Origin of the sequence: Rhodococcus sp. T7 (assembly GCF_009872365.1) — a bacterium.
Lineage (GTDB): Bacteria > Actinomycetota > Actinomycetes > Mycobacteriales > Mycobacteriaceae > Rhodococcus_F.
The window spans coordinates 22,263-37,082 of record NZ_WXYH01000309.1 but is presented as its reverse complement, the minus strand read 5'-3'; the positions used below and the strand labels follow the sequence as shown (position 1 = coordinate 37,082).

At 66.9% G+C, this 14,820-nt stretch carries 9 protein-coding genes and 1 pseudogene; 4 read left to right on the top strand and 6 right to left on the bottom strand.

What is annotated here, in order from left to right; genetic code table 11:
- Window positions 1-105: 105 nt before the first annotated feature.
- Entirely contained in the window at window positions 106-1,767 is a 1,662-nt protein-coding gene (locus MLGJGCBP_RS24300; RefSeq protein ID WP_160098670.1) for an FAD-dependent oxidoreductase, read from the bottom strand.
- Between the two features lie 153 nt (window positions 1,768-1,920).
- Between MLGJGCBP_RS24300 and MLGJGCBP_RS24295 the strand changes: the two genes are divergently transcribed.
- Window positions 1,921-2,700 (top strand): acyl-[acyl-carrier-protein] thioesterase, encoded by a 780-nt coding sequence (locus MLGJGCBP_RS24295; protein ID WP_160098668.1) that lies wholly within the window; start codon window positions 1,921-1,923, stop codon window positions 2,698-2,700.
- Here the strand turns inward: MLGJGCBP_RS24295 and MLGJGCBP_RS24290 are convergent, their stop codons facing one another.
- Window positions 2,701-3,537, bottom strand: a complete 837-nt coding sequence (locus MLGJGCBP_RS24290; protein WP_087557057.1) for a helix-turn-helix transcriptional regulator — start codon at window positions 3,535-3,537, stop codon at window positions 2,701-2,703.
- A gap of 134 nt (window positions 3,538-3,671) precedes the next feature.
- On the opposite strand from MLGJGCBP_RS24290, the gene MLGJGCBP_RS24285 reads away from it, so the two are divergent.
- Together MLGJGCBP_RS24285 and MLGJGCBP_RS24280 are read left to right on the top strand one after the other, a co-directional pair.
- The gene (locus MLGJGCBP_RS24285; protein WP_160098666.1) at window positions 3,672-4,685 is read left to right on the top strand and encodes an aldo/keto reductase; all 1,014 of its coding nucleotides are present in this window, start codon (window positions 3,672-3,674) and stop codon (window positions 4,683-4,685) included.
- Between the two features lie 10 nt (window positions 4,686-4,695).
- Window positions 4,696-5,207: pseudogene (locus MLGJGCBP_RS24280) on the top strand (SixA phosphatase family protein).
- A 5-nt stretch (window positions 5,208-5,212) separates the two neighbouring features.
- On the opposite strand, the gene MLGJGCBP_RS24275 reads toward MLGJGCBP_RS24280, so the two are convergent.
- Together MLGJGCBP_RS24275 and MLGJGCBP_RS24270 are read right to left on the bottom strand one after the other, a co-directional pair.
- Window positions 5,213-5,413 (bottom strand): hypothetical protein, encoded by a 201-nt coding sequence (locus tag MLGJGCBP_RS24275; protein WP_043826362.1) that lies wholly within the window; start codon window positions 5,411-5,413, stop codon window positions 5,213-5,215.
- 98 nt (window positions 5,414-5,511) lie between these two features.
- Window positions 5,512-6,606, bottom strand: coding sequence for a M23 family metallopeptidase (locus tag MLGJGCBP_RS24270; RefSeq protein WP_236581339.1), 1,095 nt, complete (start codon window positions 6,604-6,606; stop codon window positions 5,512-5,514).
- Here MLGJGCBP_RS24270 and MLGJGCBP_RS52015 point away from each other — a divergent pair.
- Entirely contained in the window at window positions 6,599-6,754 is a 156-nt protein-coding gene (locus MLGJGCBP_RS52015; RefSeq protein ID WP_236581338.1) for a hypothetical protein, read from the top strand. The two genes, MLGJGCBP_RS24270 and MLGJGCBP_RS52015, sit on opposite strands and share 8 nt — an antisense overlap.
- Before the next feature lie 155 nt (window positions 6,755-6,909).
- Here MLGJGCBP_RS52015 and MLGJGCBP_RS24265 read toward each other — a convergent pair whose 3' ends face one another.
- Complete coding sequence (locus tag MLGJGCBP_RS24265; RefSeq protein WP_087557054.1) at window positions 6,910-10,866, bottom strand: DNA-directed RNA polymerase subunit beta'; 3,957 nt, start codon at window positions 10,864-10,866, stop codon at window positions 6,910-6,912.
- A 118-nt stretch (window positions 10,867-10,984) separates the two neighbouring features.
- Complete coding sequence (gene rpoB / locus MLGJGCBP_RS24260; protein WP_087557291.1) at window positions 10,985-14,491, bottom strand: DNA-directed RNA polymerase subunit beta; 3,507 nt, start codon at window positions 14,489-14,491, stop codon at window positions 10,985-10,987.
- Window positions 14,492-14,820 lie beyond the last annotated feature (329 nt).

The window sequence follows — 14,820 nt, the reverse complement described above, 5'->3', positions numbered from 1 at the left end:
CGAAACCGATCACCAGACGCCCTTCCGGGGCCAGCACCCAGACGGCCTCGTCGAATGCGTCGCCGCCGGCTCGAACCATTGGACGCGCGAGGGTGGCGGGTGGCGTCAACGAGCGAACAGCCGCTTCCGCCTGCGGGCGACGGTCACCATCTCGGCCTTGTCGGTCATCTTCACGCGCGGCCGTGCCGATCCCGCGGCGCGGGACGTCTCCGCCTTGTCGATGGCGCGCCAGCCGGCGAAGCCGATCTGCTCCGGTTGGCGCCGCTCGACGAGCTTCTTCACGTCCTTGCGGGTGCCGACCGTGCCGAGGAGTTTGCCGGCCTCGAAATCCGCGAGCAGCGAGGAGACTGTTTCCTTGGCACACGCCTTGTTGGTGCCGATGACCCCGCTGGGACCGCGCTTGATCCACCCCGTGACGTACACCCGGTCGGTGACCCGGCCGTGCTCGTTGGGGATCACGCCGCGCTTGTCGTCGAAGGCGACGCCGCCGACGGGATTGCCGCGGTACCCGATGGAGCGCAGCACGAGCGAAGCGTTCAGCGAGCCCTCGTCGCCGCGGGCCCGGGCGGACAGCGCGCCGGATTCGTCGACCACCAGTTCGTTGCGCCCGTAGCGCAGGGCCTCGGCCTTGCCGGTGCCGGTGACCTCGATCGGCGACGTCAGGTAGCGGAACACGATGCGCTTGTGACCGGGGCGGGGCGCGCGCTGCGCGAACTCCCGCGCCAGCCGGACCTTCATCGCGGTCGCCGGATCGTCGAGCAGGGCCGCGCTGGCCGGGTCGAGGGCCAGGTCCGCGTCGTCGATGACGAGGTCCACGTTCTCGAGGTCGCCGAGCGCCAGGAACTCCGGATTGCTGTACGCGGCCTGCGCCGGCCCGCGACGGCCGAGGAGCACGACCTCCTCGATGTTGCTGCGCCGCAGCGCGGCGAGGGCGTGATCGGCGATGTCCGTCCGCTCCAACTCTTCGACGTTCATCGTGAGGATGCGGGCCACGTCGAGCGCGACGTTGCCGTTGCCGACGATCACCGCGCGCTTCGCGGACAGGTCGAACGTGCGCCCTGCGTAGTCCGGGTGGCCGTTGTACCAGGCCACGAACTCCGTGGCAGCGTGCACGCCGGGGAGATCCTCGCCCGGGATTCCCAGCCGCCGGTCGCTCGACGCGCCGACTGCGTAGATGACGGCGTGGTGGTTCTCGAGCAGTTCGTCGTGGGTGACGTGCTTGCCGACCTCGACGTTGAGGTGGAACTCGAAGTTCGGCCGGTCGAGGCTCCATTCGAACATCCGGGTCACCTCCTTGGTGCCGGGATGGTCGGGCGCGACACCGGCGCGAACGAGTCCCCACGGCGTCGGCAGCTTTTCGAACATCTCGACCTCGACGTCCGAACGCTCGAGCAGTTCACCCGCGGCGTAGCAGGCGGCCGGGCCGGCGCCCACGACGGCGACCCGGAGCGTGCCCAGGTCGCGCCGCGGCGGGGTCGCGGGTGTGAGCGGGATCCACCCGGTCGGCATGGGGTTGGTCGTGTAGTACTCGGCGTTGATGTCCTTGTAGCGGGTGAGTGAGCCGAGGAGCTTGTCTTCGGGGAAGATCGCGTCGACCGGACAGGCATCGACGCAGGCCCCGCAGTCGATGCACGTTTCCGGGTCGATGTGCAGCATCTCGGTCTGCGCGAATTCCCGCTCCTCCGGCGTCGGGTGGATGCAGTTCACGGGGCATGCGGAGACGCAGCTCGCGTCGTTGCAGCACGCCTGGGTGATGACATATGCCATTGCGGTTTCCTCACACCTGTCCGGACCATCGAACTCATTTGTGTTACACGTAGTAACAGTTATATGAACTGTACTGAGAATCGCGTCCGCAAACAAGCACCGGCGCCGGATGGGAGAATCAGGGCCCCCGTCCACGAGCGAAGGAACCGCATCTTGGCACTCGACCGACCCCTCGCCGCTCCGCCCTCACGCGGCCGCTTCTTCGAGACCTCCTGGCCGGTCCGCACCGGCGACATCGACGCCGCCAAACGACTCCGCCTCGACGGCATCGCGCGCTACCTGCAGGACGCCGGTCTGGACAACCTCGACGCGGTCGACGCCGCCGACAGCCACCCCCTGTGGATCGTCCGGCGCACCGTCATCGACGTCCTGCGGCCCGCCGTGTGGCCCGAACGCGTCCACCTCCGACGCTGGTGTTCGGCTCTCTCGACGCGCTGGACGAACATGCGCGTGCAGATCCAGGGCGAAGGGGGCGCGCTGATCGAGACCGAAGGGTTCTGGATCCACATCAGCGGCGAAACGGGCATGCCCACCCGCATCGACGACGGGTTCATCGAACGCCTCGGGGAATCCGCGGAGGAACACCGGCTGAAGTGGAAACGGTGGCTCGTCGAGAACGCGCCTGCCGCCGACGAGGACGGGATCGAGGACAGCGAATTCGTCTTGCGCCGCACCGACATCGACCCGTTCGACCACGTCAACAACGCCGTCTACTGGCAGGCGGTCGAGGAACTGCTCGCCGACCACGAGCATCCCGGCGGCGGCCGCCTCGTCGACAACCCGCACCGCGCGGTGCTCGAATACCTTGCCCCCATCGTGTCGACCGACAAGATCACCCTGCGCAGGCGCCGGGACGACACGTCGCTGACCGTGTGGTTCCTGGTCGACGACGCGCTCCGGGCGGTGGCCCACGTCGGGCCGCTCACCACCTGATCACACCATCTGCTGGGTGCCGATCACCCGCAGCAGGTCGAGCTTGGCCCGCGCATCCGAGCCCGGCTGCGGCATGTACACGAGCAGGTGCTGATAGGCGCCCTGCGTCAGCAACGTCTCGCACACGAGGTCGATGCGCCCGACCTCGCCGTGGAGCACGCTCTTGGTGTCGGATCGGCGGACGGCCACGTCGTGCCGGTCCCAGAGCGCCGCGAACTCGGTGCTCGTCTCGTACAGCCGGGCGACGAGTTCGGCGACGTCGGCGTCGCCCGCGCGCCGGGCGGCAGTCGCCCGCAGATCCGCGACGTGCTGTCCGGCGAGGCGATCGTGATCGTCAGCCGGGAACATTCCGCGCTCGGCGGGGTGCGCGAACCACCGCCACGTGATGTACCGGTCGAGTCCCGCATACCGGGTCGCGTCGCCGAACAGGATCACGTGCATCCGGTTCTGGATCAGCACTTCCCCGAGGTCCGAGATGACGCAGCCGGGGGTGTCGTCGAGTTTGTCGAGCAGATGCAGCAACCCCGGCCCGACGTGCTTGTTGCCCGCGGCCCGCATGGGCGGCACCTGCCCGGACAGCAGATACAGGTGATCGCGCTGATCGTCGGTGAGCCGCAGAGCCCGCGCCATCGACGCCAGGACCTGCGTCGACGGGTGCGGACCGCGCGCCTGCTCGAGCCGCGTGTAGTAGTCGGTGGACATTCCCGCGAGCAGCGCCACCTCGTCACGCCGCAGTCCCGGCGTCCGCCGCCGCACTCCCGGCGCCAGGCCGACGTCCGCAGGCACCAGCTGTTCCCTGCGGCGGCGGAGGAAGTCGGCCAGCTCGGAGCGGTCCATGAATCAACTGTGCCGGACCGGCCGGGTCGCTGCCAGGGATCGCCGGTCCCCCGATGAACGGTCTCTGGTTGCCGGGCCCGCCGACGGCGACGCTGGTGTCGGTCAGGAACACACAGCGATCATCGGAGCAGAACATGATCAGCACCACCGCACTCGGAACCACCGGTCCCGCCGTCGGCCGGCTCGGCCTCGGCGCCATGGGAATGTCCGGGACGTACGGCAGGTCGGACGACGCGGAGTCCGTCGCCACGATCCACGCGGCCCTCGACGCCAGGATCGACCTCGTCGACACCGGCGACTTCTACGGGTCGGGCCACAACGAGTCCCTGATCGGCAGGGCCCTGCACGGCCGTCGACGGGAGGACGTGATCCTCAGCGTCAAGTTCGGCGGGCTGCGCGGACCCGGCGGCACGTGGGCCGGTGTCGACACGCGACCCGAGTCGATCCGGAATTTCCTCGCGTACTCACTGCAGCGGCTCGGCGTCGACTACATCGATATCTATCGCCCCGCCCGCCTCGACCCCGACGTGCCGATCGAGGACACCGTCGGCACGATCGGCGAACTCGTCGAGGCCGGGTACGTGCGTCACATCGGCCTGTCCGAGGTGGGTCCCGAGACCCTGCGCCGAGCGGCGGCGGTGCACCCGATCACGGACCTGCAGATCGAGTACTCGCTCGTCTCCAGGGGCATCGAGGCCGAGATCCTGCCGCTCTGCCGGGAACTCGGCATCGGCGTCACGGCCTACGGCGTGCTCTCCCGCGGTCTGCTCAGCGATTCGCTGCGCACGGGTCAAGCGCTCGCGGCCGACGACTTCCGGGCGCACAGTCCCAGGTTCCAGGGTGAGAACCTCCGGCAGAATCTCACCCTCGTCGACTCACTCGCCGCCGTCGCCGCGCAGCACGGGGTGAGCGCCGCGCAGCTGGCGATCGCGTGGGTTCTCGCCCAGGGCGACGACATCGTGCCCGTGATCGGAGCGCGTACCGTGGCCCGGCTCGCGGAGACACTCGGCGCGCTCGACGTCCGTCTCGGTGCCGGCGACCTCGCGGCGATCGCCGCGGCGGTCCCCGACACCGCTGTCGCCGGGGAGCGCTACGCGCCCGCGCAGATGGCCCAGCTCGACAGTGAACGCGCCGGCGTGGGGAGCTAACGTCTAGGCCATGGCCTCGCACCGCCCGTCGCGGACTCGCACTCTGATCCTCATGCGCCACGGCAAGTCGGCGTACCCGGAGGGGGTCGCGGATCACGAGCGGCCACTGGCGCCGCGTGGGCGCACGCAGGCGGGCCTTGCCGGCGAGTGGCTGCGGTCCACTCAGCCGCCGATCGACGCGGTGCTGTGCTCGACGTCGCGGCGGACCCGGGAAACGCTGGAGGCGACACGGGTCGGTGCTCCCGCCCGGTTCGCCGAGGAATCTACGGCGCGTACCCGTCGGAGGTGCTGACGGAGATCGTGCGGATCGAACCGTCGGTGCGCACCCTGCTGGTGGTCGGGCACGCCCCCGGCATGCCGTCCACGGCGCTGGATCTGTCGGGCAACCCCGACACCGGGGACGCCAACCGGATGCGGGAGAAGTTCCCGACGTCGGCGCTCGCCGTCCTCACGGTGCCGTGCGACTGGGACGAACTCACGTCGAGCGCGGCGTCACTCGCCGCGTTCCACGTTCCGCGGTAGCGGCCTCAGAACAGCTTGCGGCCGACGACGGCGACGACACCGAGGATCAGGACCAGCACCAGCGCGGACCAGAATCCGAACAGCCACCAGACCACGCCGAAGACGACCAGTGCCGGCGCGACGGTGATGAGTGCGATCGTCGGGCTTTCCCGCACGACTTCGAGTGCCGACTCGGCCTTGACGCGATCGATCTTCTTCTCGGACATCTCGTCTCCGTTCAGCGAACCACGCATATCGGACAGGTGTGGTCGAGGATAGTCGTCACCGGAGAGTGCCGGTTCGTGCTCGGGGCGACGCTCCTCGGCTAGCTGCCGGGGAACGTCACGACGTCGAGGTACAGCGGCATCTCGTCGGAACGCGATCCGGTCTGCGTCCCCGCCTCGTCGACGACCGGGGCGCCTGCGGTCGCTGCGGCCTCGAGGCTCTCCCCCGTCACCCGACCGTCGAGGTCGAAGTTCTCGAACTCGAACGGAATGCCGTTCGACGCCAGGAAGTCCGGCCCGTCCATCACATGGAAATGCAGGTGCGGCGCGTCGGTGTTTCCGCTGTTGCCGAGTAAACCGATCTGCTCGCCCGCGCGCAGGTTCTGGCCGACGCTGATGTTGTCCACACTGCCGGGCTGCAGGTGCGCGTAGAACGCGAACCGCCCGTCCCCGATCGCCTGGACGACGTGGTTTCCGCCGTACTGGTCGAGCGGCAGTCCCTGCGGGCTGGCCCCCGGAACCTGTTCCGACAGATTGCCCACGACGGCGATGATCTCGCCGTCCGACACGGCGCGGACCGGTGCGCCGTAGTACTCGTAGCTCGACAGCTGCTTTTGGTCGCCGGTGTAGATGCGCCCCTGCTCGTCGAGCTGGACGAAATCGATCGCGAAACGCTCGGCGGACAGCATCCGGCCGTTGATCGGCAGCACGGCGGCGCGGTGGGAGGTGACCGTGCAGCAGCCGGTGCCGTCCAGCCAACGCGGACCGTCGAGGGGTGAGCGGATCCGGACGGCCTCGCGGGTGTCGACGTTCGTGTCCGCCACGTTCTCGGCGAGTTGCTTCGGCACGAGCGATGTCGCCTGCGGGAAGTCGACGTTCACGACGTGGTCGAGGCTGCGCGGCACGTCGTCGGGACTGTCGAGGGTCGCGTCGATCCACACCAGCCCCTGCTGTCCCGGGGCGAGGACGTTGCCGGCCTTCGGGCCGCCGCCGAGGGCCTGGAACCACGGGGTCAGCGCATCGCCGCTCAGATCCACCAGTGTGCGGCCGTCACCCTTCACCTGCAGCGACGTGATCGTCGCCGGCTGCGATCCGGTGTTCGTCAGTCGCAGTTCGTAGGCCAGGTGCACACGGCCGTCGCTGCCCGTCACCGGGATCGGAGGGGCCACCACGTCCGCGACCACCGGGGTGATCACCGCGGGGGTCCTGGACGAGGCCGGCGCCGCAGACGACGTCGCCTCACTCTGCTGTGTGTCCGAGGCCGTGCAGGAGGTCGCGACCCCCACGACGGCGGCGAGTGCGAGCGCGACGGCGAACCTCGACCGGGCCATCATTCGACGCTAGCAACGGCGAACATCCGGCGACAAGGCTCGACACAGGTGGAGGCACCGAAAACAGATGAAGGCCCCACCCCCGAAGAGAGAGGGGTGGGGCCTTCGTCCGTTGGTGAGTGCTCGGCGAGTCCGGAGACTCGTCAATCACTCACAGGCGCGGAGCGCCTACCGGTAATCGTTGCTGAAACCGTAATCGTCCAGCGGCACGGCGGCACCGGTGTTCTGGCCGAAGCCGTCCGGGCTGTAGTACTGGTCGTCGTACGACGGAACCGCGTACGCAGCAGCGCGGGCCTCTTCGGTCGGCTGAACCTGGATGTTGCGGTAACGGTTGATACCGGTACCGGCAGGGATCAGCTTTCCGATGATCACGTTTTCCTTCAGACCGATCAGCTTGTCGCTGCGGCAGTTGATCGCCGCATCGGTCAGCACGCGAGTGGTCTCCTGGAACGACGCCGCAGACAGCCACGAGTCGGTCGCCAGCGATGCCTTGGTGATACCCATCAGCACCGGACGTCCGGCTGCCGGCTCGCGACCCTCGGCGACGACCCGGCGGTTGGCCGCCTCGAAGTCGGCACGCTCGGTCAGCGAACCGGGCAGGAACTCCGTCGCACCCGAGTCGATGATCGTGACGCGACGCAGCATCTGGCGCACGATGACCTCGATGTGCTTGTCGTGGATCGACACACCCTGGCTCCGGTACACCTCCTGGACCTCGTTGACGAGGTGGATCTGCACCTGGCGGGGGCCCATGACACGCAGCACCTCGTGCGGATCGGCAGCACCTTCCATGAGCTGCTGACCGACCTCGACGTGGTCACCGTCGGCCAGAAGGCGTTCGGAGCCGTCGTCGTGCTTGAAGACACGCAGACGCTGACGCTTCGAGAGCTTGTCGTAGACAACCTCTTCGCCACCGTCGTCCGGGACGATGGTGATCTTGTAGAAGCGGTCGCCGTCCTCGAGCTGCACACGGCCGCTGACGTCGGCGATCGGGGCCTTGCCCTTGGGGACGCGGGCCTCGAACAGCTCCTGAACACGCGGCAGACCACCGGTGATGTCGTCTCCGGCGACACCACCCTGGTGGAACGTACGCATGGTCAGCTGGGTACCGGGCTCACCGATGGACTGCGCGGCGACGATACCGACGGCCTCACCGATGTCGACGAGCTTGCCGGTGGCCATGGAACGGCCGTAGCAGGTGGCGCAGACGCCGGTGCCGGTGGTGCAGGTGAGCACCGAACGGACCTTGACCTGCGTGATGCCTGCTTCGAGCAGCGCGTCGATGGCCGGGTCGCCCAGGTCGTGTCCACGCTCGACGATGACGTTGCCGTTCTCGTCGACCGCGTCGGCGGCCAGGGTGCGGGCGTACGTGCTCGTCTCCACGTGGGCGTCGCGGATCATCGATCCGTCGGCCTGCTTCTCGGCGATCGTGGTGACGATGCCGCGCTCGGTTCCACAGTCGACCTCGCGGACGATGACGTCCTGCGAGACGTCCACCAGACGACGGGTCAGGTAACCCGAGTCGGCGGTGCGGAGCGCGGTGTCGGCCAGACCCTTACGGGCACCGTGCGTGTTGATGAAGTACTCGAGAACGGTCAGGCCTTCCTTGAAGGAAGACTTGATCGGACGCGGGATGAACTCACCCTTCGGGTTGGTCACCAGACCCTTCATGCCGGCGAGCGAGCGAACCTGAGTCATGTTGCCGGCGGCGCCGGACTTCACGATCATCGGGATCGGGTTGTCGTCGGGGAAGTGGGCCTCCATGGCCTTACCGACCTCGTCGGTGGCCTCGGACCAGATCTTGACCAGGGCGCTGTTGCGCTCGGTCTTGTTCAGAGCACCACGCTGGTACTTCTTCTCGATCTGATCGGCCTGAGCCTCGAAGGACTCCATGATCTGAGCCTTCTCCGGCGGCACGAGGACGTCGGAGATCGAGACCGTGACACCCGAACGCGTGGCCCAGTAGAAGCCGGCGTCCTTCAGCTTGTCGACGGTCTGCGCGACCACGATCATGGGGTAACGCTCGGCGAGATCGTTGATGATCGTCGCCTGACGCTTCTTCGGCATCTGCTCGTTGACGAACGGGTAGTCCGCGGGGAGCAGCTCGTTGAAGAGCACGCGACCCAGCGTCGTCTCCGCCGTCCAGCCGTCACCGTAGTTCCAGCCCTCGGGGAACAGGTCCGCCTCGATGTCACGGGGCGGGCGCTGCTGCGTGAGCCGCACCTTGATCTTCGCCTGCACGACGAGCGCACCACGATCGACGGCCATCTGAGCCTCGGCGGGCGAGGAGTACACGCCCTGCTCCGCCTCGTCGTTCGTCGACGCTGCGAGCTCGCCGGTGGCACCCGCGTCCAACCGGGTCAGGTGGTACAGACCGGTGACCATGTCCAGACGGGGCATGGCGAGCGGTCGACCCGACGCGGGCGACAGGATGTTGTTCGACGACAGCATCAGGATGCGTGCCTCGGCCTGCGCCTCCGCGGACAGCGGAAGGTGCACGGCCATCTGGTCACCGTCGAAGTCGGCGTTGAAGGCCTCACACACCAGCGGGTGGAGCTGAATGGCCTTGCCCTCGACCAGCTGCGGCTCGAAGGCCTGGATGCCCAGACGGTGCAGCGTCGGTGCACGGTTCAGCAGCACGGGGTGCTCGGCGATGACCTCTTCGAGGACGTCCCACACCTGTGCGCGCTGACGTTCCACCATGCGCTTGGCGGACTTGATGTTCTGCGCGTGGTTCAGGTCGACCAGGCGCTTCATCACGAACGGCTTGAACAGCTCGAGAGCCATCAGCTTCGGCAGACCGCACTGGTGCAGCTTGAGCTGCGGGCCGACGACGATGACGGAACGACCCGAGTAGTCGACGCGCTTACCGAGCAGGTTCTGGCGGAAACGACCCTGCTTGCCCTTGAGCAGGTCGCTCAGCGACTTCAGCGGGCGGTTACCGGGACCCGTGACGGGACGGCCGCGACGGCCGTTGTCGAACAGCGCGTCCACGGACTCCTGCAGCATCCGCTTCTCGTTGTTGACGATGATCTCGGGGGCACCGAGGTCGATCAGTCGCTTGAGGCGGTTGTTGCGGTTGATGACGCGGCGGTACAGGTCGTTCAGGTCGGAGGTGGCGAAGCGGCCACCGTCGAGCTGAACCATCGGACGCAGCTCCGGCGGGATCACCGGGACGGCGTTGAGAACCATGCCCATGGGCGAGTTCTGGTTGACCTGGAAGGCGGCGACGACCTTGAGACGCTTCAGCGCGCGGAGCTTCTTCTGCCCCTTGCCGCTGCGGATGGTCTCGCGGAGGTTCTCGGCCTCTGCGTCGATGTCGAAGCTCTCCATGAGCTTCTGGATCGACTCGGCGCCCATCGCGCCCGTGAAGTACTCGCCGTAGCGGTCGACGAGCTCGCGGTACAGCAGTTCGTCGACGATGAGCTGCTTGACGCTGAGCTTGGTGAACGTGGTCCAGATCTCGTCGAGACGATCCAGCTCACGCTGCGCGCGGTCACGGAGCTGACGCATCTCGCGCTCGCCGCCGTCCTTGACCTTGCGGCGGACGTCGGACTTGGCGCCCTCCGCCTCCAGCTCGGCGATGTCGGCTTCGAGCTTCTGAGCGCGGGCCTCGAGGTCGGCGTCGCGCTGATCGGCGACGGTCTTCTTCTCGACCTGCATCTCGGCTTCGAGCGTGGACAGCTCGTTGTGACGCAGTTCCTCGTCGACACCGACGATGACGTACGCGGCGAAGTAGATGATCTTCTCGAGATCCTTCGGCGCCAGGTCGAGCAGGTAGCCGAGACGGCTGGGCACGCCCTTGAAGTACCAGATGTGGGTGACCGGGGCAGCCAGTTCGATGTGGCCCATGCGCTCACGGCGAACCTTGGCGCGGGTCACCTCGACGCCGCAGCGTTCACAGATGATGCCCTTGAAGCGGACACGCTTGTACTTGCCGCAGTAGCACTCCCAGTCCCGGGTGGGGCCGAAGATCTTCTCGCAGAAGAGGCCGTCCTTCTCGGGCTTCAGCGTGCGGTAGTTGATGGTCTCCGGCTTCTTGACCTCGCCGTAGGACCAATTGCGGATGTCCTCTGCACTGGCGAGGCCAATGCGGAGTTCATCGAAGAAGTTGACGTCGAGCACGTAACTTCCTTTCCCCAGAGGGATTGTGGATCAACGGTCACCCGCCGATTCCTGACTGCCAATTCAAATGTGAACTACGCCCCCGGGTCACGGATTTCCGCGACCCGGGGACCGAAAACTAGTTCGCGAGGTCGTCGACCGTCGCCGCCTCGTTCCGGGACAAGTTGATGCCCAGGTTCGCTGCGGCCCGCTCCAGGTCCTCGTCGTCGCCGTCCGCCATCGCGATGGCCGCGCCGTCCGAGGACAGCACCTCCACGTTGAGGCAGAGCGACTGGAGCTCCTTCAGGAGCACCTTGAACGACTCGGGGATACCCGGCTCGGGGATGTTCTCGCCCTTGACGATGGCCTCGTACACCTTGACTCGACCCACCACGTCGTCCGACTTGATGGTGAGCAGTTCCTGCAGCGTGTATGCCGCGCCGTAGGCCTGCATCGCCCAGCACTCCATCTCACCGAAGCGCTGGCCACCGAACTGGGCCTTACCGCCGAGCGGCTGCTGGGTGATCATCGAGTACGGACCGGTCGACCGAGCGTGGATCTTGTCGTCGACCAGGTGGTGCAGCTTGATGATGTACATGTAGCCGACCGAGACCGGGTACGGGAACGGCTCGCCGGAACGGCCGTCGAACAACGTGGCCTTTCCGTCGGACGCGACCATGACCTCGCCGTCGCGGTTCGGCAGCGTCGAACCGAGGAGACCGGTGAGCTCGTCTTCCTTGGCGCCGTCGAACACGGGGGTGGCGATGTTGGAGTCGGCAGGCGCCGACAGCATCTCCTCCGGCAGCGACTCCGCCCAATCGGGACGGGAGCCGTCGCCGGCGACCTGAACGTTCCAGCCGGTCTTGCCGATCCACCCGAGGTGGGTCTCCAAGATCTGACCGATGTTCATACGACGCGGAACACCGTGGGTGTTCAGGATGATGTCGACCGGGGTGCCGTCGGGCAGGAACGGCATGTCCTCCTGCGGGAGGATCTTGCCGATGACACCCTTGTTGCCGTGGCGGCCGGCGAGCTTGTCGCCGTCCTGGATCTTGCGCTTCTGTGCCACGTACACGCGGACCAGCTCGTTGACACCGGGGGGCAGATCGTCGTCGTCATCACGCGAGAACACGCGGATGCCGATGACCTTGCCGGTCTCACCGTGGGGAACCTTCAGCGACGTGTCGCGAACCTCGCGCGCCTTCTCACCGAAGATGGCGCGCAGCAGGCGCTCCTCGGGGGTCAGCTCGGTCTCGCCCTTCGGCGTGACCTTTCCGACCAGCACGTCGCCGTCACGAACCTCGGCACCGATACGGATGATGCCGCGCTCGTCGAGGTCGGCGAGGACCTCGTCGGAGACGTTCGGGATGTCGCGAGTGATCTCCTCGGCACCGAGCTTGGTGTCGCGGGCATCGATCTCGTGCTCCTCGATGTGGATCGAGGTGAGGACGTCCTCTTCCACGAGGCGCTGCGACAGGATGATCGCGTCCTCGTAGTTGTGGCCTTCCCACGGCATGATCGCGACGAGCAGGTTCTTGCCGAGCGCCATCTCACCGTTCTCGGTGCAGGGGCCGTCGGCGAGGACCTGTCCGGACTCGACACGCTGTCCCTCGTCCACGATCGGACGCTGGTTGGCGCAGGTGCCCTGGTTGGAACGCGCGAACTTGCGCATCCGGTAGGTCTTGCGGCTGCCGTCGTCGGCCATGACCGTGACGTAGTCGGCGGAGACCTCTTCGACGACACCGGTCTTCTCGGTGACGATGACGTCGCCCGCGTCGACGGCGGCACGCAACTCCATGCCGGTACCGACCAGCGGGGCCTCGCTGCGAACGAGCGGCACCGCCTGACGCTGCATGTTCGCGCCCATCAGGGCACGGTTGGCGTCGTCGTGCTCGAGGAACGGGATCATCGCGGTCGCGACGGACACCATCTGCCGCGGCGAGACGTCCATGTAGTCGATCTCGGCGGACGAGACGAACTCGACCTCGCCGCCCTTACGGCGGACCAGAATGCGATCGTCGGTGAAGTGACCGTTGGCGTCGACGGCCGAGTTGGCCTGTGCGACGACGTGGCGGTCCTCTTCGTCCGCGGTCAGGTAGTCGACCTGGTCGGTGACCTGGCCGCCCTCGACCTTGCGGTACGGCGTCTCGATGAAACCGAACGGGTTGACCCGTGCGTACACCGACAGCGAACCGATCAGACCGATGTTCGGACCTTCGGGGGTCTCGATCGGGCACATGCGGCCGTAGTGCGACGGGTGAACGTCTCGCACCTCGAGGCCGGCACGCTCACGGGACAGACCACCCGGGCCGAGGGCGGACAGACGACGCTTGTGCGTCAGCCCCGACAGCGGGTTGTTCTGGTCCATGAACTGCGACAGCTGGGACGTTCCGAAGAACTCCTTGATCGCAGCCACGACGGGCCGGATGTTGATCAGCGTCTGCGGCGTGATCGCCTCGACGTCCTGGGTGGTCATGCGCTCACGAACCACGCGCTCCATGCGGGACAGGCCCACGCGGATCTGGTTCTGGATGAGCTCACCGACCGTGCGCAGGCGACGGTTGCCGAAGTGGTCGATGTCGTCGACCTCGACGGGCACCGCGACGCCGCCGGGGGCGGTCATCTCGGTGTCGCCGGCGTGCAGGCGCACCAGGTACTCGATGGTCGCGACGATGTCTTCCTCGGTGAGGGTCGACGCGACGATCGGCTGCCCGGTGTTCAGGCCCAGCTTCTTGTTGATCTTGTAGCGGCCCACGCGAGCCAGGTCGTAGCGCTTGTCCTTGAAGAACAGGTTCTCCAGGAGCGTCTGCGCGCTCTCCTTGGTCGGCGGCTCGCCCGGACGCAGCTTGCGGTAGATGTCGAGCAGCGCCTCGTCGGTGCCTGCGGTGTTGTCCTTCTCGAGGGTCGCCATGAGGATCTCCGAGAAGCCGAAGCGCTCGGCGATCTGCTCGGTGGTCCAGCCGAGGGCCTTCAGCAGCACGGTGACGGGCTGGCGGCGCTTGCGGTCGATGCGGACGCCGACCGTGTCGCGCTTGTCCACGTCGAACTCGAGCCATGCACCACGGCCCGGGATGACCTTGACGCTGTGCAGGTCCTTCTCGGTGCCCTTGTCGACGGAGTGGTCGAAGTAGACGCCGGGGGAACGCACCAGCTGCGAGACCACGACACGCTCGGTGCCGTTGATGATGAACGTGCCCTTGTCGGTCATCATCGGGAAGTCGCCCATGAAGACCGTCTGGCTCTTGATCTCACCGGTGTTGTTGTTGATGAACTCCGCGGTGACGAACAAAGGCGCCGCGTAGGTCATGTCCTTGTCTTTGCACTCGTCCGTCGAGGCCTTCACCTCGTCGAAGCGCGGGTCCGAGAAGGACAGAGACATCGAGCCCGAGAAATCCTCGATCGGGGAAAGCTCCGCGAGAATGTCCTCGAGACCGCCGGAGATTGCGCTGTCGCCACGAGCGGCGGCGCGTTCGCGCCAGCTCTGCGCACCGATCAACCACTCGAACGAATCGGTTTGTAGATCAAGAAGCCCGGGAACTTCGAGGGGTTCGCGAATCTTTGCGAACGAAACCCTCTTCGGGGCTCCGGGGATTCCGGAAACTGCCTTGGTCTGGCTAGAGACTGCCAAGATGCGTCCTTCCAGCACCTCACGCGGGCCGCTCTTGCTGTTGCGACCGCCGCTGTATCTGCTTCGAATTTCGCTGGTCACAACCCGAACGAAACTCGTCACAGTTGCTGAAGAGTGAATCACTTCGCAGCGGTACGGACGAGAGGTGGACAGGAGGCAGCCAGCGCAACGTCCAAAAGTACACCCAAACTCAGTAGATGTCGAGTCGGGCACCCGAAACAGCACCCAGCCGGGCGCTCGGCCACGCGTCACTGCGCATGTTCACGCATCAGAGTGACGCGTGATCATCGCGGCGTCAAGAGTCTGAGGGCGTGTCGTGTCGTTTCGCGAGGCCCGCGCCCCCTTCC